17 protein-coding genes are annotated in these 20,813 nt (G+C 71.6%); 4 read left to right on the forward strand and 13 right to left on the reverse strand.

The window, feature by feature from the left end; genetic code table 11:
• The first annotated feature begins 39 nt into the window (after window positions 1–39).
• Window positions 40–867: an ABC transporter ATP-binding protein gene (locus tag ACFU6I_RS00905; protein ID WP_384359981.1), complete on the forward strand. Its 828-nt coding sequence runs from the start codon at window positions 40–42 to the stop codon at window positions 865–867.
• The gene (locus ACFU6I_RS00910) at window positions 864–2,510 is read left to right on the forward strand and encodes a transporter (RefSeq protein ID WP_384359983.1); all 1,647 of its coding nucleotides are present in this window, start codon (window positions 864–866) and stop codon (window positions 2,508–2,510) included. The genes ACFU6I_RS00905 and ACFU6I_RS00910 overlap by 4 nt, the downstream gene beginning before the upstream one ends.
• A gap of 24 nt (window positions 2,511–2,534) precedes the next feature.
• On the opposite strand, the gene ACFU6I_RS00915 is transcribed toward ACFU6I_RS00910, so the two are convergent.
• Window positions 2,535–3,428, reverse strand: a complete 894-nt coding sequence (locus ACFU6I_RS00915; protein ID WP_384359985.1) for an alpha/beta fold hydrolase — start codon at window positions 3,426–3,428, stop codon at window positions 2,535–2,537.
• Between the two features lie 598 nt (window positions 3,429–4,026).
• The gene (locus tag ACFU6I_RS00920) at window positions 4,027–4,719 is read right to left on the reverse strand and encodes a metal-dependent transcriptional regulator (RefSeq protein ID WP_266982858.1); all 693 of its coding nucleotides are present in this window, start codon (window positions 4,717–4,719) and stop codon (window positions 4,027–4,029) included.
• 203 nt (window positions 4,720–4,922) lie between these two features.
• On the opposite strand from ACFU6I_RS00920, the gene ACFU6I_RS00925 reads away from it, so the two are divergent.
• Window positions 4,923–5,678, forward strand: coding sequence for an SIS domain-containing protein (locus tag ACFU6I_RS00925; RefSeq protein ID WP_384359987.1), 756 nt, complete (start codon window positions 4,923–4,925; stop codon window positions 5,676–5,678).
• A 334-nt stretch (window positions 5,679–6,012) separates the two neighbouring features.
• On the opposite strand, the gene ACFU6I_RS00930 is transcribed toward ACFU6I_RS00925, so the two are convergent.
• Window positions 6,013–7,356, reverse strand: a complete 1,344-nt coding sequence (locus ACFU6I_RS00930) for a PAS domain-containing protein (RefSeq protein ID WP_384359989.1) — start codon at window positions 7,354–7,356, stop codon at window positions 6,013–6,015.
• A gap of 366 nt (window positions 7,357–7,722) precedes the next feature.
• A complete protein-coding gene (gene pdxH / locus ACFU6I_RS00935; protein ID WP_384041587.1) occupies window positions 7,723–8,349 on the reverse strand; it encodes a pyridoxamine 5'-phosphate oxidase in 627 nt (208 codons plus the stop codon).
• A 223-nt stretch (window positions 8,350–8,572) separates the two neighbouring features.
• Here pdxH and ACFU6I_RS00940 point away from each other — a divergent pair, with 223 nt between their 5' ends.
• Entirely contained in the window at window positions 8,573–9,682 is a 1,110-nt protein-coding gene (locus ACFU6I_RS00940) for a citrate synthase 2 (protein ID WP_384360219.1), read from the forward strand.
• A 207-nt stretch (window positions 9,683–9,889) separates the two neighbouring features.
• Here ACFU6I_RS00940 and ACFU6I_RS00945 read toward each other — a convergent pair whose 3' ends face one another.
• From ACFU6I_RS00945 to ACFU6I_RS00985, 9 genes are read right to left on the reverse strand one after another with little or no spacing between them, the layout of a single operon-like run.
• Window positions 9,890–10,474 (reverse strand): hypothetical protein, encoded by a 585-nt coding sequence (locus tag ACFU6I_RS00945; protein ID WP_384359991.1) that lies wholly within the window; start codon window positions 10,472–10,474, stop codon window positions 9,890–9,892.
• A 13-nt stretch (window positions 10,475–10,487) separates the two neighbouring features.
• Window positions 10,488–11,081 (reverse strand): TetR/AcrR family transcriptional regulator, encoded by a 594-nt coding sequence (locus ACFU6I_RS00950; protein WP_384041529.1) that lies wholly within the window; start codon window positions 11,079–11,081, stop codon window positions 10,488–10,490.
• Window positions 11,069–11,803 (reverse strand): enoyl-CoA hydratase family protein, encoded by a 735-nt coding sequence (locus ACFU6I_RS00955; protein ID WP_384359993.1) that lies wholly within the window; start codon window positions 11,801–11,803, stop codon window positions 11,069–11,071. The genes ACFU6I_RS00950 and ACFU6I_RS00955 overlap by 13 nt, the downstream gene beginning before the upstream one ends.
• Complete coding sequence (locus ACFU6I_RS00960) at window positions 11,800–13,425, reverse strand: 4-coumarate--CoA ligase family protein (protein ID WP_384359995.1); 1,626 nt, start codon at window positions 13,423–13,425, stop codon at window positions 11,800–11,802. The genes ACFU6I_RS00955 and ACFU6I_RS00960 overlap by 4 nt, the downstream gene beginning before the upstream one ends.
• A gap of 46 nt (window positions 13,426–13,471) precedes the next feature.
• On the reverse strand, window positions 13,472–14,668 hold the full coding sequence (locus ACFU6I_RS00965; protein ID WP_384359997.1) for an acyl-CoA dehydrogenase family protein: 1,197 nt from the start codon (window positions 14,666–14,668) through the stop codon (window positions 13,472–13,474).
• Entirely contained in the window at window positions 14,665–16,629 is a 1,965-nt protein-coding gene (locus ACFU6I_RS00970) for an acetyl/propionyl/methylcrotonyl-CoA carboxylase subunit alpha (protein WP_384359999.1), read from the reverse strand. Before ACFU6I_RS00970 ends, ACFU6I_RS00965 begins: the two co-directional genes overlap by 4 nt.
• A gap of 7 nt (window positions 16,630–16,636) precedes the next feature.
• Window positions 16,637–18,235 (reverse strand): acyl-CoA carboxylase subunit beta, encoded by a 1,599-nt coding sequence (locus ACFU6I_RS00975; RefSeq protein WP_384360001.1) that lies wholly within the window; start codon window positions 18,233–18,235, stop codon window positions 16,637–16,639.
• Window positions 18,232–19,947, reverse strand: a complete 1,716-nt coding sequence (locus tag ACFU6I_RS00980; protein ID WP_384360003.1) for an acyclic terpene utilization AtuA family protein — start codon at window positions 19,945–19,947, stop codon at window positions 18,232–18,234. Before ACFU6I_RS00980 ends, ACFU6I_RS00975 begins: the two co-directional genes overlap by 4 nt.
• Entirely contained in the window at window positions 19,944–20,738 is a 795-nt protein-coding gene (locus ACFU6I_RS00985; protein ID WP_384360005.1) for a TIGR03084 family metal-binding protein, read from the reverse strand. Before ACFU6I_RS00985 ends, ACFU6I_RS00980 begins: the two co-directional genes overlap by 4 nt.
• Window positions 20,739–20,813: the final 75 nt, after the last annotated feature.

The following is a 20,813-nucleotide window of genomic DNA, read 5'->3' on the forward strand; positions in this document are numbered from 1 at the left end:
CTGGGCCCCTCACACGGGGACACCGAAGGCAGGAGCACCATGTCGGACCGGAACACGGCGGGATCGCACGGGGCGGTGGAGGCGGGCGGGGCGCGAACGGCGCCGCCCGCCGTTCGCGTACAGGGCTTGTGGAAGCGGTTCGGGGCGCAGGTCGCGGTCGCCGGGATCGATCTGGAGCTGCCCGCAGGCAAGTTCATCGGTCTGGTCGGACCCAACGGCGCGGGCAAGACGACCACGCTGTCGATGGTGACCGGGCTGCTCCGTCCCGACCACGGCACGGTCGAGGTCGGCGGGCACGACGTCTGGCGGGACCCGGTCGAGGTGAAGGCCAGGATCGGCGTCCTGCCGGAGGGGCTGCGGCTCTTCGAACGCCTCTCGGGGCGTGAACTCCTCGCGTACACCGGACGGTTGCGCGGGCTGCCGGGCGCCGAGGTCGACAAGCGGGCCGGCCAGCTGCTGGACGTGCTCGACCTGGCGGGCTCCCGGAACAAGCTGGTCGTCGACTACTCGACCGGCATGCGGAAGAAGATCGGGCTCGCCGCGGCGCTGCTGCACAACCCCGACGTGCTTTTTCTGGACGAGCCGTTCGAGGGCGTCGACCCCGTCTCGGCGCAGACCATCCGCGGGGTCCTGGAGCGGTACACCCACTCGGGGGCGACCGTCGTCTTCTCCAGCCATGTGATGGAGCTCGTCGAGTCGCTGTGCGACTGGGTGGCCGTCATGGCGGGCGGCACGATCCGGGCGCACGGCACCCTCGCCGAGGTGCGCGGCAAGGCGCCGTCGTTGCAGGACGCGTTCCTCGAACTCGTCGGCGCGGGCGGCCGGGACACCGGCGACTCCCTCGACTGGCTGGGCGGCGCCCGATGAGCGTGCTCGACACACCCGTCGCCTCCGCCACCCGCCCCGCTGCCGGCGGCGAACGGCTCGTCCGCGTCTTCGTACGGCTCAAGCTGACGCTGCTGCGCAACGGGCTGCGGCAGTCCTCCGGCAGACGGGTCGCGTACATCTCGTCCGTCGTCCTCACGCTGCTCTTCGCGGCGGGCCAGCTCATCGCGCTGGCCGCGCTGCGCGGCCACGCCCACGCGGGTTCCCTGACGGTCCTGCTGACCGGGGTGCTGGCGCTCGGCTGGGCGGTGATGCCGCTCTTCTTCCCCAGCGGCGACGAAACCCTCGACCCGAGCCGGCTCGTGATGCTGCCGCTGCGGCCGCGCCCGCTGGTCGGGGCGCTGCTGGTGGCGTCGCTCGTCGGCGTCGGACCGCTGTTCACGCTCTGCCTGGCGGCCGGGTCGGCGTTCGCGGTGGCGCACGGGGCGGCGGCCGTGGTGTGCGCGGTGGTCGCCGTGCCGCTGACACTGGTGGTGTGCGTCGCCCTGGCGCGGGCCGTCGCCACGGCCAACACCCGGCTGCTGAGCTCCCGCAAGGGCCGCGATCTGGCGGTTCTCAGCGGACTCGTGGTCGCGGTCGGCATCCAGGTCGTCAACTTCGGTGCGCAGCGGCTCGGCCGGTCCGGTGGCCTCGCCACGCTCGACCCGGCGGCGGACGTGGTGCGCTGGCTGCCGCCCGCCTCGGCGATCGGTGCGGTGGAATCGGTGGCGCAGGGGTCGTACGGGCGGGCCGTGGCACAACTGCTGCTCTCCGTCGCGGCGCTGGGTGCGCTGGTGTGGCTGTGGCAGCGGAGTCTGGTGAAGCTGATGACCGCCCCGGACGGTTCCACGCTGGCCGCCGCCGGAACGGCCCGGGAGAAGTCCGGCAGGGACGGCTCCCGGCTCTCCGCACTGCTGCCCGAGGGGCGCACGGGGACGGTGATACGGCGCAGTCTGCGGTACGTGGCACGGGACCCGAAGACCAAGGCCGCCTGGGTGACGGCGCTCGCCATCGGGTTGATCGTGCCGCTGCTCAACGCGGTGCAGGGCACCGGCTCGGTCTACTTCGCCTGCTTCGCCGCCGGGATGCTCGGCATCCAGATGTACAACCAGTTCGGGCAGGACACCTCGGCGTTCTGGATGGTGGCGCTGACGATCTCCTCCACCCGGGACGCCTACCTCGAACTGCGGGGTCGGGCGGCGGCGTTGCTGGTGATCACTCTCCCGTACACGGTGCTGGTGACCGTGGCGACGGCGGCGGTGCTCGGCGACTGGGAGAAGCTGCCGGGTGCCATAGGGCTGTCGCTCGCCCTGCTGGGCGCGATGCTGGCGACGGGGGCACTGGCGTCGGCCAACTTCCCGTACTCGATCCCTCAGGACAGCGGGTTCAAGAACGTGGCACCGGGGCAGGCCGGGCTCGCCTGGATCTCGATCTTCGGCGGCATGGTCTCGGCGGCGCTGCTGTGCGCGCCGGTGATCGTGGCGACGATCTGGCTGCATCTGATCGACGCGGAGGACTGGTTGTGGGTACTGCTGCCGGTCGGCAGCGCGTACGGGGCGCTGGTCGGCTGGGCGGGGCTGCGGCTGGCCGCACCGCGCACGGCGAACCGGCTGCCCGAGATCCTGGCGGCGGTCAGCAAGGGGTGACGCGGGCCGGGCGGGGCTGCTCCGTCACGGGGAGACGGGCTCGCGGTCGTTGCGGGGGTCCTCGGCGAACTGCTCCAGGAACGGTTCGACCGCGGCGCGCCAGCCCTCCGGTTGGTCGTAGTGGACGAGATGGCCGGCGTCCGCCACCTCCGCGTACTGTCCGCGCGGCAGTACGCGGACCATCTCCTGCGCCTCCGCGCGGCCCAGCTCGCCGTCCAGGCCGCGGAGCACCAGCGTCGGGCACCGGACCTGTGCCAGCTCCTCCCAGTGCGCGTCGTACACCCATGTCGCACGGGACTGGAGCATCTGGCGGCGGGAGAAGACGGGGCGCCAGCCGTCGGCGCGCTCGGCCATCACCTCGGCGAAGAACTCGCCGCGGGACGGGTTCGGCCGCTCCACCCAGGGGTCGTCCTCACCGAACCACTTCCGCACGTCGGAGAGTGTCGCGAACGGCACCGGCCATGACTTGAACCAGTCCTCCCACTCCCGCTGCGAGGCCGCGCCGAGCGCGGAGGCCCGCATGTCGCAGATGACCAGGGCGTGGACCAGATCGGGGCGCTTCGCGGCGAGCTGCCAGGCGGTGAGGGCACCCATCGAATGGCCGACGACGGTGACGGGAGCCAGACCGAGCTGTTCGATCGCCGCCTCGGCATCGGCGACGTACGCCTCACGCGTGTAGGGGCCTTCGGCGGGTTTCTCGCTGCGGCCGTGCCCCCGCTGGTCGAGGCCGACCGCCCGGTGCCGCTCGGCGAGCCAGCGGGTGGTGGAGGCCCAGTGGGAGGCCCGGCCCATCAGTCCATGAAGCAGTAAGACCCCGGGGGCGCGTACGCCCTCCGTGCGCTCCTTGGGCGGGTCTGCGAACTCCCAGGCCGCGAGGCGTACGCCGTCGGATCCGGTTACATCGATGCGCCGCACCATAGGTCCTGGCACCCCCTTCTGGTCCTCGACAACCGCTCGATCGCCGTGTGGTCGCGTCACGCCAGACTATCGAACCTGTATTCGAAAATCGGTGTTCGGCTCGCAACACCCCTCGTTCGAGTGACCCCTTCCAAGGATTGACATCGCCCGCGGCGGGGAGATCTTCTCCGGGAGGCGGACCACTCGGGGATGAGGGTCCGTGGGGACCGACCTTGAGAGCTCGGGGCTCCAGGTCGGAACAGGGGAGGAGAGGCCCCGGCGCCGCGCGGCGCCGGGGCCCTCCCACGTCCGGGGGGCGTGCGGGGACGGGGCCGCGGTCTTGTGGGCAGCCCGGACAGGCGGGGCGGTCCGGGTGCTCGTGATCGTGGCAGCCGCCCTCTGCTGCACATGCCAGTACGACGGGCGCATCCGCTGCTCCCTCCCCGACCGCATGGCCGGGCGGCCGACACTCTCAGGTATGGCTCAGCCACAGCCTGGCACGCGATGCGCCCGGCCGCTGCCATTCGGGACGGAAAAACGGAAACCGGACGTTACGCTTCGGCTTCCTTCGTACGGGTCGGCGTGCGGTCCACGTGCGCCCCTCCCGGGCCGCCTCCGGTCAGCGCTTGGCCACGAACACGTGCGAGGCGACCTCGGAGTCCAGCTCCGCCGCCTCACCGCTGCTGCCGACCAGCACCCCGCCCGGCGACTGCGTCACGCTGACCACGGAACCGGGCTGCACGCCCGCCCGCCGCAACGTGTACATCAGCTGGGCGTCCGTCTGGATCGGCTCACCGATCCGGCGAACCACCACGGTCTTGCCGTCGGCGCCCGGGTCGAGCTCGGACAGACTCACCATGCCGTCGTTCAGGAACGGGTCGGCCTCGGCCTTCTCGCCCAGCTCCTCCAGGCCCGGGATCGGATTCCCGTACGGGGACTCCGTCGGGTGCCGCAGCAGCTCCAGCACCCGCCGCTCCACCGCCTCGCTCATCACGTGCTCCCAGCGGCAGGCCTCGGCGTGCACCTGCTCCCACTCCAGGCCGATCACGTCGACGAGCAGGCACTCGGCGAGGCGGTGCTTGCGCATCACCCGGGTCGCCAGCCGGCGGCCCTCCTCCGTCAGCTCCAGATGCCGGTCGCCCGCGACCTGCACCAGACCGTCGCGCTCCATCCGCGCCACCGTCTGGCTGACCGTCGGACCGCTCTGGTCCAGCCGTTCCGCGATCCGGGCGCGCATGGGAACGACGCCTTCCTCTTCGAGTTCGAGGATGGTGCGGAGATACATCTCCGTTGTGTCGATCAGTCCGGACATTCGTGCCCCTCGATGCTGTGACATGAAAAACGTCGTGCGCTGGCCCTCAAGCAATTCTGACGCATACCGCTGACAACCGTGCCGCGCCGACCGAACCCTCGACCCTCCGTGTGCGTCCCGGACGGTATTGACAGGTCACTGGTCCAGACCGCAACGTGATCCGCGGCACGGACACCCCCACCCCTGCGGAAAGGGCCTCCCCGATGAGCGACAGCATGCTGGCCGGTCAGTTCTTCGATGCAGCGATCGGCCTGCTGGAGCGGGTACGCGACGAGGAGGCCGGCCCGATCGCGGCAGCCGGGGCCGCGATCGCCGACACCGTCGAAGCGGGTGGCCGGCTCTTCGCGTTCGGCGCCGGCCACTCGTCCCTCGCCGCCCAGGACGTCGTCTACCGGGCCGGTGGACTGGCTCTGATGAACCTGCTCGCCGTGCCCGGCACACTCGGCGTCGACGTCATGCCGGCGACGCTCGGCTCGGCGCTGGAACGGGTCGAGGGGCTGGCCGGCGCCGTGCTCGACTCCAGCCCGGCGAGCGCCGGCGACCTGCTGGTGATCATCTCGCTCTCCGGGCGGAACGCGTTGCCCGTCGAAATGGCGGTCAACGCGCAGGCACTCGGCCTGAAGGTCATCGGTGTCACGTCGGTCGCCTACGCGGACGGGACCCGGTCGCGGCACGTCTCGGGCGGGTTCCTGCGGGACCACTGCGACATCGTCATCGACAGCAAGATCGCGATCGGCGACGCGGAGCTGACGACGAAGGGCGTCGAGGCGCCGTTCGCGCCCGCGTCGACGGTGGTCACCAGTGCGGTGATGCAGGCCGTGATGGCGACGGCCGCGGAGCGATTGGTCGAGCGGGGGATCGAACCGCCGCTGCTGCGGTCGGGGAATGTCGACGGCGGACACGAGTGGAACGGGCGCGTGATGGCGGAGTACGCGGATCGGATCTTCTACCGGCACTGATGCAGGGGCTGCGGCTTCCCCGGGTGATGGCTTCCGTCCTCGAACGCCGGACGGGCCGGATCGGCCGGTACCCGTGCCGTGACCGGCACCGGTCGCAGCACTAGTGCTGCGACCGGCAATGTTTGCCCCATGAGGAGCGCCGTCCGGTGCGTGTGATCGCAAGGCGGCCGGAAGTCCTTGGATGGGGTCTCCCCTGCTCGAACGGAGTTGAGAGCTTGGGGAAGGAGCTACCAGGGCTTTTGGCCAACGCGGAAGGGGGTCCCCCCTGGCCCTTGAGGCCTTGGGGGAGCGCGTGCCGGGCGGTGCGACGGGGCAAAGCTTGCCGGGAGGGGCACTAGGGCGTGGCCAGCGCCCGGGACAGGTCCACCGCTGTTGCCACCCGGGCCGCCACGCTCTCCGCGTACGTCGCGTCCTGGCGTTGGAAAGGGCTGCGGTTCGCCGCCCGGAGGAACGTCACCACGCCCAGCGTCCGGCCCCGGCTCCGCAGCACCGCGCACAGGGCATGGACCGAGTCGCCCGGCCACTGACGGTCCGCCGCCCAGGCCCCTCCCCCCGGAGCCGCACCGGCGCTCACGCGGACCGAGCCCGTGCGGTCCACCGCCTGGAGCGCCGGGTGGCCCGGGGCGTAGCGGAGCGGGATGCCGCCCGCCGCCACGGGCTGACACGGGCCGGGGGCCTCGGTCGGCGTCGCCGCCGCCCGAACCAGCCGCGCCCCCGCCACCAGGTCGATCAGCGCATGGTCGGCGAAGCCCGCAAGCGCGTAGTCCAGGTAGGCCGTCGCCGCCTCCATCGGGTCCTCGCACTCGGCCGCCGACCGGCACGCCCGGTGCAGCTGGTTCGACCGGAACCGCACCCGGTCAGCCTCCTGCGCCGCCAGCCGCTCCGCCGTCACGTCCTGGAACAGCCAGCCGACGCCCAGCGGAACCGGCTCCTCCGCGAGCGGCGACGCCAGCTGCAGGAACCCGCTGTGCCAGCAGCGCCGCCGGTCCCCCTCCGCCGTCCGCAGCGTCACCCACAGGTCGGCGGGCGCGGGCGGCGGCCCCTCGGCGAGGACGTGCTGCAGCGCGCCCTCCAGGTCCTCGACACCCTGCACGAGGAGCTCTCCGAGCGGGCGTCCCAGCATCGTCGTACGGCCGCCGCCGAGCGCCCGCGCCGCATAGGCGTTGACGACCGTCGGCCGCAGGTCCACGTCGACGAGGACCACGCCCCAGGAGGCGTCCTCGAACAGCGCCTCGCTGAGGGCGATCGACCGCTCCAGGTCGATCTGCGCGTGCACCTCGCCGAATGCGCAGTAGACCCCGGCCGGCTTCCCGTCCGCGCCCCGCACCCCGGCGGCCTGGGTCCGTACGAGCACCCGGCCGCCGTCCTTGCGCAGCAGCGCGAACTCGTGGACCTGGCGGCCCGGCGCGTCCATGGCCGCCATCAACCGCCCGTGCACCTCACCCGCGTCCGCATGGCGCACCGCCCACCCCGCGAACCCCGGCCGCCCCACGGCTTCCTCGGCGGTCCAGCCGAGAATCCGCTCGGCCTCTCGGTTCCAGTGGGTGATCGCACCGCCCGCGTCGAACGCGCAGAGCGCCGCGTCCATACCGTCGAGCAGCGCCGCGAGCAGCTCCGACCCGGGGATGGGTTCGGGCCCGATGGCGTCGGTGATCCCACTGCTCCTGGAAGCGCTCATCCCGGACCCCCTGCCGGACGTGTCCGCCGTTGCCACACGTCAGATCATTGAACTCGAACGTGACTCAGCGCACATCGAATTCCGGGAAATCGGTGCTCCGGAAGATCTCGATAAATGGGTTGTGCGGTCCCGGAGAGGTTCCTAGTGTGTGTTGTACACGTTGAAAGGAGGTGATCCGAAAAGTGCAGTCTTATCGGATTCGTGAGGTGGCTGCGGGCTGACAGCCCGTCGTCGCACATCGTGCACCTCGGCAGGCTGTCTGCCGAAACCCAAGCAGTCACCGACCCGCGGGCTCGCCGGTAGATCCGGCCGGCTCCTCCGCAAGGAGGGACCAGAGCCCGCGGGTTTCTGCGTGTTCGGGGCCGGTCAGGGGCAGAGGCGTTCCACTCGCCAGCCCTCGCCCTCGCGTACGTACCGCAGTCGGTCGTGGAGGCGGTTCTCGTGGCCCTGCCAGAACTCGATCGTCTCCGGTACGACCCGGAAGCCGCCCCACTCGGGGGGTGCGGGGATGTGCTCGCCCTCCGGGTAGCGGGCCGCCAGTTCCTCGTACCGGTCGATGAGTTCCTGGCGGGAGCCGATGACCGTCGACTGCTCGCTCGCCCAGGCGCCCAACTGGGAGCCGTGGGGGCGGGTTCGGAAGTAGGCGACCGTCTCCTCGCGGGCGACACGCGCCGCAGTGCCGGTGACGATGACCTGGCGGGCCAGCGGGTGCCAGGGGAAGAGCAGGGAGACGTACGGGTTGGCGGTCAGCTCGCGGCCCTTGCGGGAGGCGTAGTTGGTGAAGAAGACGAATCCGCGGTCGTCGTACTTCTTCAGCAGCACCGTCCGGGAGGAGGGGCGGCCGTCGGGGGTGGCCGTGGAGACCACCATGGCGTTCGGCTCGTAGACCATTCCACCTGCGGCGATCTGCCGGAACCAGTGGGCGAACTGCTGAATCGGGTTGGCGTCGAGCGTGTCCTCGGTGAAGCCCTCGGAGCGGTACTGCTCGCGCATCGCGGCCGGATCGGTGGTGGAATCGGAAGGGGAATCTGCGGTGGGCACGGGGTCATCCTGCCGCAGGGGCCGAGTCTGCCCGGTAAGGAGGGGTGCCAATCGCGCTCGGATGAAGTGGGTGGCTGTGCCGGATGTCACGCTTCCCCGCATCGTGGGAACCCGCCAATATCTTGGGGCAGGCCACTGTGGCCTCCATACAGCCGCCGATCGAGGGGAGCCCATGATGTCCGACTTCGTACCCGGACTCGAAGGAGTCATCGCGTTCGAGACGGAGATCGCCGAGCCCGACAAGGAAGGCGGCTCGCTCCGCTACCGCGGGGTTGACATCGAGGATCTCGTCGGTCATGTGTCGTTCGGGAACGTGTGGGGTCTGCTGGTCGACGGGGCGTTCAACCCCGGGCTGCCGCCCGCCGAGCCGTTCCCGATCCCGGTCCACTCGGGTGACATCCGTGTCGATGTGCAGTCCGCGCTGGCCATGCTGGCGCCGGTCTGGGGGCTGAAGCCGCTCCTCGACATCGACGAGGAGACCGCCCGCAACGATCTGGCGCGGGCCGCCGTGATGGCACTGTCGTACGTCGCCCAGTCGGCGCGCGGGCAGGGGTTGCCGATGGTCCCGCAGAGCGAGATCGACAAGGCGCAGTCCGTCGTCGAGCGGTTCATGATCCGCTGGCGCGGCGAGCCGGACCCGAAGCACGTCAAAGCCGTCGACGCGTACTGGACGTCGGCCGCCGAGCACGGCATGAACGCGTCCACGTTCACCGCCCGGGTCATCGCGTCGACCGGCGCCGATGTGGCGGCCGCACTGTCCGGTGCGGTGGGCGCGATGTCGGGTCCGCTGCACGGCGGCGCCCCGTCCCGGGTCCTCGGCATGATCGAGGAGATCGAGCGGACCGGTGACGCCACCGCGTACGTGAAGAAGGCCCTGGACAAGGGCGAGCGGCTCATGGGCTTCGGGCACCGGGTCTACCGGGCCGAGGACCCGCGGGCGCGCGTGCTGCGGCGGACCGCGAAGGAGCTGGGTGCGCCGCGGTTCGAGGTGGCGGAGGCGCTGGAGAGGGCCGCGCTGGAGGAGTTGCACGCGCGGCGGCCGGACCGGGTGCTGGCGACGAACGTGGAGTTCTGGGCGGCGATCATGCTGGACTTCGCGGAGGTCCCGGCGCACATGTTCACGTCGATGTTCACGTGTGCGCGTACGGCGGGCTGGTCGGCGCACATCCTGGAGCAGAAGCGCACGGGGCGGCTGGTGCGGCCGTCGGCGAGGTATGTCGGCCCGGGGCCGCGTGACCCCCGGGAGATCGAGGGGTACGGGCAGATCGCGGATCTGGGGAACTGACGGTCCCGGTACCGCGCGCCCGGCGGGATCCGGACAGGAGGCCCTGAGGGCTGTCCCGTAATCCCCGGCGGGCGCACGACGCCGGCTGCGGCACCTCGCCGCATTGCCGGAACGCCCGAATGCGCCCGGTATGAGGACGCTCCTCCGCCGTGCGATGCACCGCATCCGACGCCGCGCGCTGATCCACCAGGGATGACGGGGCAGCCCTCAGAGCTTGCCGCGGAGAGTGACGGTGCGGTGTCCGCCGAGGCGGCGCCGCACCTCCTGTTCGAAGCCGTGGGTCAGCTCCGCCCAGTTCCAGAAGGTGAGGCCGAGCTGCCCGCAGGCGTAGTAGTCGTCCTCCCAGCTCCAGCGGTCGATGCCGGAGGGCCGACGGCAGGAGGGGCACTCCACGATGCCTTCGCCGCCGTTCGCCCAGGCGCCGAGCCGGCCCGCGAGCGGGGCCCAGGCGCTGTCGACGGGGCACCAGGTGTCGTCGACGAGGCGGATCTCGGTGGCGCAGAGCGGGCAGGTGGCAGCTCCCGCGTCGCCCTGGCCGCTGTCGAACACGGTGCGTCCGGTCGCGACGTGGACGCCGTTGCTCCACAGGTCGACCGGTTCCGGGTCGTCGACGGCCTTGGCGTAGTTCGGACCGGGTGCGTTGCCGTAGCCGTCTCCGTCGAGGACGCAGTCGGTGCGCTCGGCGCCGACGATTCCTTCGGCGATCAGCCAGTCGAGGAGCCCGGCGCCGAGCGGGGCGGCGTCCTGCTCGGTGGCGTCGAGGTCGACGATCGTCTGGAAGTGGTCACCCACAGGTCCTCCAAGGTCAGTCGAGTGCGTCGTCCACCAGCGCCGCCCACTGTGCCACGACCCTCTGACGCCGGGCGGTGTCATCGGTCAGCACGTTGGCCAGCCCGAGGCCGCGGGCCATGTCGAGGAGCCCCTGGACGGTTTCGCGTGCGCCGGGCTTCGTCTCGTCGGCGGCGAGGAGTTCGACGGCGATGCGGTGGGTCTCGCGGCCGACGCGGGCTTCGAGTTCGGTGACGCGGGGGCGGAGCTGCGATTCGTTGGACGCGGCGACCCAGAGCTGGAGGGCGGCACGGAAGAGCGGGCCGGTGTAGAGATCGACGAGGGCGGCGACGACAGCCGTACGGCCCTGGACGGGAAGGGCGCGCAGGGCGGCGGAGCGTTCCTCGGCGACGTATTCGACGGCGGCGGTGAACAGGTCCTCGCGGGTGGGGAAGTGGTGCTGGGCGGCACCTCGGGAGACCCCGGCGTGTTCGGCGACGACGGAGACCGTGGAGCCCGCCCAGCCGTGTTCGGCGAGGCAGGCGACCGCGGCTTCGAGCAGCCGTTGGCGGGTGGCGCGGCTGCGGTCCTGCTTGGGGGTCCTGTCGGTGGGAGGCGTCACAACACCCATGCGGGGTCCCGTCGTTCGAGGAAGGCTGTCATCCCCTCCCGTGCCTCGGCGGAGGCGAAGAGTGCTGCCGAGCGGGCGATGAGGTCTTCGGCGTACTGGTCGAAACTCTCCCGCACAGTAGCTGTGACCAGCTCCTTCGATGCTGCCAGCCCCTGCGGTGAGGCCCGGCGCAGTCCGTCCAGTACGGGTACGAGTGCTTTGTCGACGTCCTCGGCGGCGATGGTGACGAGGGAGATGCGGGCCGCTTCGGTCGCGTCGAACCGTTCTCCGGTGAGGTAGTAGCGGGCGGCGGCCCTGGGGTCGGTGCGGGGCAGCAGCGGCATCGAGATCACGGCGGGGGCGAGGCCGAGCCGGGACTCGGTGAGGGCGAAGGTGGAGGCGGGTCCGGCGGCCGAGATGTCGCAGGCCGCGAGGAGGCCGAGTCCGCCGGCCCGGACATGTCCGTCGACGCGGGCCACGACCGGTTTGGGCAGGGTCACGATCTGCCGCATCAGGGCGACGAACGCCTCGGGCTCCGGGGGTGCGCCCAGGTCGGCGCCGGCGCAGAACGTGGTGCCGGTGTGGGTGAGGACGACGGCGCGCACGGTCTCGTCCCCGCCGTGGGCGGCGAGCGTTTCGTGGAGTTCGGCGACGAGCCGTGCGGAGAGCGCGTTGCGGTTCGTCGGTGAGTCCAGCCGTACGGTGGCGATCCCGCGCTCGCGGCCGGTGCGGACCAGTTTCATGCCTCTTCCGCCCTCTCGCCGGCCTTTTCGTCGGCCTTCTCCCGGTCGCGCAGTTCGCGCCGGAGGATCTTTCCGGAGGTGGCCCTCGGTACGGCGTCGATGAATTCCACCCGCCGGACCTTCTTGTACGGGGAGACGCGCTCGGCGACGTACGCCATGACGTCGTCCGCGGTGAGGTCGGCGGCGGTGACTCCCGCCTGCCGGACCAGATACGCCTTGGGGACCTCGTTGCCGTCCGTGTCGTACACCCCGATGACGGCGGCGTCCGCGATCGAAGGATGGCCGAGCAGCAGGGCTTCGAGTTCGGCCGGGGCGACCTGGTAGCCCTTGTACTTGATGAGTTCCTTGACCCGGTCGACGACGGACAGCCAGCCGTCGGCGTCGACGCGGCCGATGTCGCCGGTGTGCACCCACCCGTCGGCATCGATCATGTCGGCGGTGGCGTCGGGCCGGCCGAGGTAGCCCTTCATCACCTGCGGGCCGCGGATGAGCACCTCGCCGTCGGTGTCGATCCCCGCGTCGCGGTCCGGGTCGTCGAGGGAGGCGATGCGCATCTCGGTGCTGGGCAGGAGTTTCCCGACGGCGCCGGCCGGCGGGTTCTCGGCGGCGAGCGGGACGACATGGGTGCCGGGTGAGAGTTCCGTCATGCCGTACGCCTGCCGTACCGGCGGCAGTCCCAGGCGCCGGGAGCAGGCGGCGGCGAGTTCGGCGTCGAGCGGGGCGGCGGCGCTGACGACGTACTCCAGCGACGACAGGTCGTACTGGGCGACGGCCGGGTGCTTGGCGAGGGCCAGCACGATCGGCGGTGCCACGTACAGCCCGCTGATCCGGTGCTTCTCGATCGCGGTGAGGAACTGGACGAGGTCGAAGCGCGGCAGGACGACGACGGTGGCGCCGAGCCGGAGCGGGGCGTTCATCAGAGCGGTGAGCCCGTAGATGTGGAAGAACGGCAGGACGGCCAGGATCCGGTGGCCGGGGTTCATCGGGATGAACGGTCGCAGCTGTTCCAGGTTGGTGGCCATGGAGCGGTGGGTGAGCATCACGCCCTTGGGCGTGCCGGTGGTGCCGGAGGAGTACGGGAGTGCGGCGATGTCCTCCGCCGGGTCGATGGCGATCTGCGGTTCGGGAGCGGCGGAGCCCAGCATGTCGAGGACGGAGGTGTGTCCGTCGGCCCGGTCGCAGACGAATATCTCCTCGATGCCGCCGACGAGTTCGGCGGCGCGGCGGGCGGTTGCGAGAAGGGCGGAGACGGTGACGATCCACCGGGCGGAGGAGTCGCGGAGCTGTTCGGCGAACTCCTCCGCCGTGACGAGCGGGTGCACGGTGGTGACGGTCGCACCTGCCCGGGTGGCTCCGAAGAACACGGCCGGGTAGGCGAGGGTGTTGGGGCTGTGCAGGGCGAGGACGTCGCCCTTGCGGACCCCGGCGGCGGCGAGCGCCGCCGCGATCCGTCGGTGGAAGGTGTCGAGCTGCCGGTAGGTGAGGGCGGTGGTGCCGTCGGTGCCGTCGATCAGGGCGACCGTGTCGCCGTAGGTGCCGGCGGCCTGCCCGAGGACCGCGTCATGGATGGGCAGGTCGAGCGGCTGGACGTCTGCGTACTCGCTGCGGAACACGTTCACCATGGCGGGTCCCTTCGATACGGCGGGTGGAGGGACAGGGTCCCTCCTGTCAGTAGGACTTGGGGAGACCCAGGGACTGGTGGGAAACGTAGTTCAGGATCATTTCCCGGCTGACGGGTGCGATCCGGGCGACGCGGGCGGCGGTGATCAGGGACGCGAGCCCGTACTCGCGGGTGAGGCCGTTGCCGCCGAGGGTGTGCACGGCCTGGTCGACGGCCTTCACGCAGGCTTCGGCGGCGGCGTATTTCGCCATGTTCGCGGCTTCGCCGGCGCCGATGTCGTCGCCCTCGTCGTACAGCCTGGCGGCCTTCTGCATCATCAGTCGGGCCAGTTCGATTTCGATGTGTGCCTGGGCGAGGGGATGGGCGATGGCCTGGTGGGAGCCGATGGGCTCCTTCCACACCTGGCGGGTCCGCGCGTACTCGACGGCGCGGCCGAGCGCGTACCGCCCCATGCCGAGAGCGAACGCGGCGGTCATGATGCGTTCGGGGTTCAGTCCGGCGAAGAGCTGGAGCAGACCCGCGTCCTCTCCCCCGCTCCCGGCTTCGCCCGAGCGGGAGGTACCCCCTCCGACGAGGGCGTCGGCGGGCAGCCGCACGTCGTCGAGGACGAGCTCGAACTGCTTCTCCGGCGCCTGGAGTTCCATGTCGATCTGCGAGCGCCGGAAGCCGGGGGCGTCGCGCGGGACGATGAAGAGACAGGGCTTGAGCTTCCCCGTCCTGGCGTCCTCGGTGCGGCCGACGACGAGGGTGGCGTCGGCGATGTCGACGCCGGAGACGAAGACCTTCCGCCCGGTGAGCAGCCAGTCCTCGCCGTCGCGGCGGGCGGTGGTGGTGATGCGGTGGGAGTTGGATCCGGCATCGGGTTCGGTGATGCCGAAGGCCATGGTGAGGGAGCCGTCCGCGAGGCCCGGTAGCCACTGCTGCTTCTGGGTGTCGGTGCCGAAGCGGGCGATGACGGTGCCGCAGATCGCCGGGGAGACGACCATCATCAGCAGCGGACTGCCCGCAGCTCCCAATTCCTCCAGGACGATGGAGAGTTCGGACATGCCGCTGCCACCACCGCCGTACTCCTCCGGGAGATTCACCCCGAGGTAGCCGAGCTTGGCCGCTTCGGTCCACAGTTCGCGGGGGTGGGCTCCGTCGCGCACGACGGAGGTCATGTAGTCGCGCCCGTACCGCTTTCCGAGTGCGGCGACGGCGGCGCGCAGGGCTTGCTGCTCTTCGGTTTCGAGGACGGTACTCATGGGGTCGGTTCCTCCTGTACGACGGCGAGCAGGGCGCCGACCTCCACCTGAAGGCCGGGTGCGGCATGCAGTGCGGTGAGGGTGCCGGAGGCGGGGGCGAGAATGCGGTGTTCCATCTTCATCGCCTCCAGCCAGATCAGCGGCTGCCCCGCCTCGACCGCCGCGCCCGCCACGAGTCCGTCCGCGAGCCGGACGACGGTGCCCGGCATGGGGGCGAGCAGGGAGCCGGGGTCGGTGCGGTCGGTGGGTTCGGTGAAGCGGGGCAGGGCGGTGAAGGTGTACGAGCGGGTGGCGCCGTCCACGTACACCCGGTCGTGGTGGGTGGCGTGGCGGAAGCGGTGGGTGACGCCGTCATCCGTCTCGACGGTGACGTGGTCGGGGGTGACGGCGAGGATCCGGGCGCCGGGGGCTTCGATCGCGCCGCTGCGGGTGGTGCGGTAGGCGACCTCGTGCTCGGTTCCGTCGGGTTCGCTGCGGTAGCGCCTGGTCTGGGGCTGGGAGGGGACATTGCGCCAGGCGCCGAATCGGGACCCCGTGGCCGGAGTGGATGCCGCCGGGGGGCGTGGGGTGCGGTGGCGAGTGGCGTCGGCGGCGGTTGCGGCGAGGGCGGCGAGGTTCCGGTCCGTGGCGCCGTCGGGGGTGGCGGTGAGGGCGGCGAGGTGGCGGTCGTAGAAGCCGGTGTCGAGGCGGGCGCCGGTGAAGTCGGGGTGGCGCAGGGACCGCACGAGCAGGTCGCGGTTGGTGACCGGTCCGTGGATGCGGGTGCGCTCCAGGGCGCGGGCGAGGAGCCGGACGGCCTGGGTGCGTGTGGGGGCGTGGGCGATGACCTTGGCGAGCATCGGGTCGTAGTGCACGCCGATGGTGTCGCCGCCGGTGTACCCGGTGTCCAGCCGCAGTCCGGGTTCGTCCGGCACGTCGAGGGTGTGCAGCGGCCCGGTCCTGGGCTGCCAGTCGTGGGCGGGGTCCTCGGCGTAGAGCCGGGCCTCGACGGCGTGCCCGTGCGGGGCGGGGGGTGTGGGGGACGGGAGGGGTTCGCCTTCGGCGACGGACAGCTGCAGGGCGACGAGGTCGAGGCCGAAGACGGCTTCGGTGACGGGGTGTTCGACCTGGAGGCGGGTGTTCATCTCCAGGAAGCAGGGGCGCCCGTCGGCGGTGACGAGGAACTCGACGGTGCCCGCCCCGCGGTAGCCGACGGCTCGGGCGGCGGCGGTCGCCGCGTCGTGCAGCCGGGTGCGCAGCGCCTCGTCGAGGCCGGGTGCGGGTGCTTCCTCGATGACCTTCTGGTGACGCCGCTGGAGCGAGCAGTCGCGGGTGCCGAGCGCCCATACGGTGCCGTGCTCGTCGGCCATGATCTGGACCTCGACGTGCCGGCCGCCCTCGACGTACGGCTCGGCGAAGACTTCCCCGTCCCCGAAGGCGTTCGCCGCCTCGGCCGTGGCGGCCGCCACCTCGCCGGGGAGCGCACCCAGTTCCCGTACGACCCGCATCCCGCGCCCGCCGCCACCGGCCGCGGCCTTCAGCAGCAGCGGCAGATCGTCCGCGGTCGCCTTCGCCGGGTCGACGGGGGAGAGCAGCGGCACGTCGGCGGCGGCCATCAGCTCCTTGGCGCGGGTCTTGGACGCCATCATCTCGATGGCCTTGACCGGCGGACCGACCCAGAGGAGGCCGGCGTCCTGCACGGCCCGGGCGAACCCGGCGTTCTCGGAGAGGAACCCGTAGCCGGGGTGCACGGCGTCGGCGCCCGCGGCGAGCGCGGCGCGCACGACGAGATCACCACGCAGATATGTGTCGGTGGGGGCGGCCCCCGGCAGCCGTACGGCCGCGTCCGCCTCCCTGACATGCAGCGCGTCGGCATCCGCGTCGGAGTGCACGGCGACGGTGGCGATGCCCAGGGCGCGGCAGGTCCGGAAGATCCGGCAGGCGATCTCGCCCCGGTTGGCGACGAGCAGAGTGGAGATCATCTGGGCCTCACATCCGGAAGATGCCGAAGCCGCCGCGGGCGCCTTCGACCGGGGCGGTGTGGATCGCGGACAGGCAGATCCCGAGGACGGTCCTGGTGTCGCGCGGGTCGATGACCCCGTCGTCGTACAGCCGCCCGGAAAGGAACATCGGCAGCGACTCGGTCTCGATCTGCTGCTCGACCATGCCGCGGAGTGCGGCGTCGGCCTCGTCGTCGTACGGCCGTCCCTTGGCGGCGGCGGAGGCACGGGCAACGATGGACAGCACGCCCGCGAGTTGCTGCGGTCCCATGACGGCGGATTTGCTGCCCGGCCAGGCGAAGAGGAAGCGGGGGTCGTAGGCGCGCCCGCACATGCCGTAGTGCCCGGCCCCGTACGAGGCGCCCATCAGGACGGACAGGTGCGGGACCCTGGAGTTCGACACCGCGTTGATCATCATCGCGCCGTGCTTGATGATGCCGCCCTGTTCGTACTCCTTGCCGACCATGTAGCCGGTGGTGTTGTGCAGGAAGAGGAGGGGGATGTCGCGCTGGTTGGCGAGCTGGATGAACTGGGCGGCCTTCTGCGACTCCTCGCTGAACAACACGCCCTGGGCGTTGGCGAGGATGCCGACGGGGTAGCCGTGCAGCCGGGCCCAGCCGGTGACGAGGCTCGTGCCGTACAGCGGTTTGAACGCGTCGAAGTCCGAGCCGTCGACGAGCCGGGCGATGACCTCGCGCGGATCGAACGGGACCTTGAGATCGCCGGGCACGATGCCGAGGAGCTCCTCCTCGTCGTACTTCGGCGGTTCGGCGTGGCCCGGATCGGCGTGCGCCTTGCGCCAGTTGAGCCGGGCGACGATCCGCCGCGCCTGGCGGAGCGCGTCGTGCTCGTCGACGGCGAAATGGTCCGCGAGCCCGGAGGTGCGGGCGTGCATGTCGGCGCCGCCGAGGGACTCGTCGTCGCTCTCCTCGCCGGTCGCCATCTTCACGAGCGGCGGTCCGCCGAGGAAGACCTTGGACTGCTCCTTGATCATGACGGTGTGGTCGGACATGCCGGGGACGTAGGCCCCGCCGGCGGTCGAGTTCCCGAAGACGACGGCCACGGTCGGGATTCCGGCGGCGGAGAGCCGGGTGAGGTCGCGGAACAGCGCGCCGCCGGGAATGAAGATCTCCTTCTGGGACGGCAGGTCCGCCCCGCCCGACTCGACGAGACTGATGCACGGAAGGCGGTTGGCGAAGGCGATCTCGTTGGCGCGGAGCGCCTTCTTCAGCGTCCAGGGGTTGGAGGCGCCACCGCGTACGGTCGGGTCGTTGGCGGTGATCAGGCACTCCACGCCCTCGACGACGCCGATGCCGGTGACGAGCGAGGCGCCCACCGCGTACTCGCTGCCCCAGGCGGCGAGCGGCGACAGTTCCAGGAACGGGGTGTCGGGGTCGACGAGCAGCTCGATCCGTTCCCGGGCGAGGAGCTTGCCGCGCCCCCGGTGCCGCTCGACGTACTTCTCGCCGCCGCCCGCGAGGGCCTTGGAGTGCTCGGTGTCGAGATCGGCGAGCTTGGCGAGCATGGCGGCCCGGTGGGCGGCGTATTCGGGGCTCGCGGTGTCGAGCCCGCTGGCCAGGACGGTCATGCGTGCGCCTCCGGTGCGTCGGTGGATTCGAGCAGGTTCACGGGGACGGGAAGGTGCCTGGACCGCAGCCACTCCCCCACCGCCTTGGCCTGCGGATCGAAACGGGCCTGCGCTGCGACGCCATCGCCGAGGAGGCCGTGGACGACGAAGTTCAGGGCGCGGAGGTTCGGCAGGACGTGCCGCACGACGGTCAACTCGGCCGTCTCCGGGAGCAGCTCCTGGAAACGTTCGACGGTGAGCTCATGCGCGAGCCAGCGCCAGGCGTCGTCGGCACGGACCCACACGCCGACGTTGGCGTCCCCGCCCTTGTCGCCGCTGCGGGCGCCCGCGATGCGACCGAGGGGGGCGATCCGGGTGATCCCCGTGGGCAGCGGCTCGGGAAGAGCGGGCTCCTCCACACCCTCAAGCTCCCTCACATGTACCGGTGTTGCCATGTTCTCCCGCCGCCCGTCCGGAAGTACGGCGACATGGTCGACCTCTCCCGCCGGTACGTACCTCGCCTCGAACACCCCGTAGGGCGCGCCCTTGCCGGGCGGGGCGGTGACATGGAAGCCCGGGTAGCTGCCGAGGGCCAGTTCGATCGCGGCCCCGGAGACGACGCGTCCGACCGCCTCCGGGTCCTGGTCGCGGACCACGAGCCGGAGCAGGGCGCCGGCGGTCTCCTCGGTGTCGGCGTCGGCCCTGTCGGTACGGGCCAGCTCCCACCGCACCTCGTCGGGCTCCTTCCCGGTCCGGGTGAGCGCCTCCGCGAACTGGTCCTGCACCAGCTGCGCCTTGGCCTCGATGTCGAGTCCGGTGAGCACGAAGACGACCTCGTTGCGCCAGCCGCCGATGCGGTTGAGCCCGACCTTGAGCGTCGGCGGCGGAGCCTCGCCGCGCACTCCGGAGATACGTACGCGGTCCGGCCCCTCCTGAGTCAGCCGTACGGTGTCGAGCCGGGCGGTCACGTCCGGTCCGGCGTACCGGGCTCCTCCGGTCTCGTACAGCAGCTGGGCGGTGACGGTCCCGACGTCGACGACGCCGCCCGTACCGTCGTGCTTGGTGATGACGGACGTCCCGTCGGCGTGGATCTCGGCGAGCGGAAAGCCGGGCCGACGGACGTCGTGGCCGCGGAAGAAGGAGTAGTTCCCGCCGGTCGCCTGGGTTCCGCACTCCAGCACATGCCCGGCGACGAGGGCACCGGCGAGCGCGTCGTGGTCGCCGGGTTCCCAGCCGAAGTGGGCGGCGGCGGGTCCCGTGACGAGGGCGGCGTCGGTGACCCGGCCGGTGACGACGACATCGGCCCCGGCGCGCAGGCAGGCGGCGATGCCCGCGCCCCCGAGGTACGCGTTGGCGGTGAGGAACCCGTCGGGGACGGGCAGGCTGTCGCCCTCGACATGCGCGACGCGCACCGGCACGCCCACCTTCTCCGCCAACTCCCGGACCGCTTCGGCCAGTCCGGCCGGGTTGAGCCCTCCGGCATTGGCGACGATCTTCACCCCGCGCTCCTGCGCGAGCCCGAGACCCTCTTCGAGCTGGCGCAGGAAGGTGGTGGCGTACCCGCGGTTCGGGTCCTTGATTCGGCTCCGCCCGAGGATGAGCATGGTCAGCTCGGCGAGATAGTCGCCGGTGAGGACGTCGAGGGGGCCGCCGGTGAGCATCTCGCGCACGGCGTCGAAGCGGTCGCCGTAGAACCCGGAGGCGTTCCCGATCCGCAGCGGCGCGGCGGTCACCGTGCACCGCCCTTGGGCGCGCGGCCGGGACCGGGCGGCCCGGCGAAGGCCTGTGCGATGTCGAGCCACCGGTCGGCGTCGTCCCCGACGGCGCGCACGGCCAGGTCGAGACGGTGGGCGCGCTGGGTGACGAGCAGACAGAAGTCGTACAGCGGTCCGGTGACACGCTGCGCGGCGCCCTCGGGCCCGTAGGCGATCACCTCTCCGCCGGGCGCCACCAGTTCGATCCGGAACTCCTCGCCGGGCGGCTTGATCCCTCGCGCGAGGAACGCGTAGTCACGGGCGCGCACCCCGATCCGGGCGACGTGCCGCAGCCGGGCGGTCGGGCCGCGTACGACTCCGAGGGCGTCGGCGATGTCCTGCCCGTGGGCCCAGGTCTCCATGAGTCGCGCGGTCGCCATGGACGCGACGCTCATGGGCGGCCCGTACCACGGGATGCGGGTGCCGGGCGGGGCGCCGCGCAGGGCGCGCCCGAGCCGCTCACGCCCGTCGCGCCAGCGCGCGAGCAGTGCGGCCGGCTCCACGGCGACAAGCTCCTCGGCAGCCTGATCGACAAAGCTGTCGGGGGCTGCCTGGGCCTTGGCCACCTCCACCGCGAAGGCGTCCGGATCGGTGACGGCGAGCAGGGCGACCTCGTCGGTCCAGGTCAGATGGGCGATCTGATGGGCGACGGTCCAGCCTGCGGCGGGGGTCGGCCCGGCCCATTGATCGCCGCTCAACTCTGCTACGAGCGTGTCGAGTTCATCGCTCTCACTGCGCAGATCGTCGAGCACGGCTGCGGCGTCGGACACGGTGCGCTCCCCTCGGGGCGTGGCGGTGTGCCCAGGAGCATGTCAGCGGACCAGGAAACAAGCAAGCATGCTTGC

The sequence above is a fragment of the Streptomyces sp. NPDC057486 genome (assembly GCF_042802415.1).
GTDB lineage: Bacteria > Actinomycetota > Actinomycetes > Streptomycetales > Streptomycetaceae > Streptomyces > Streptomyces yanii.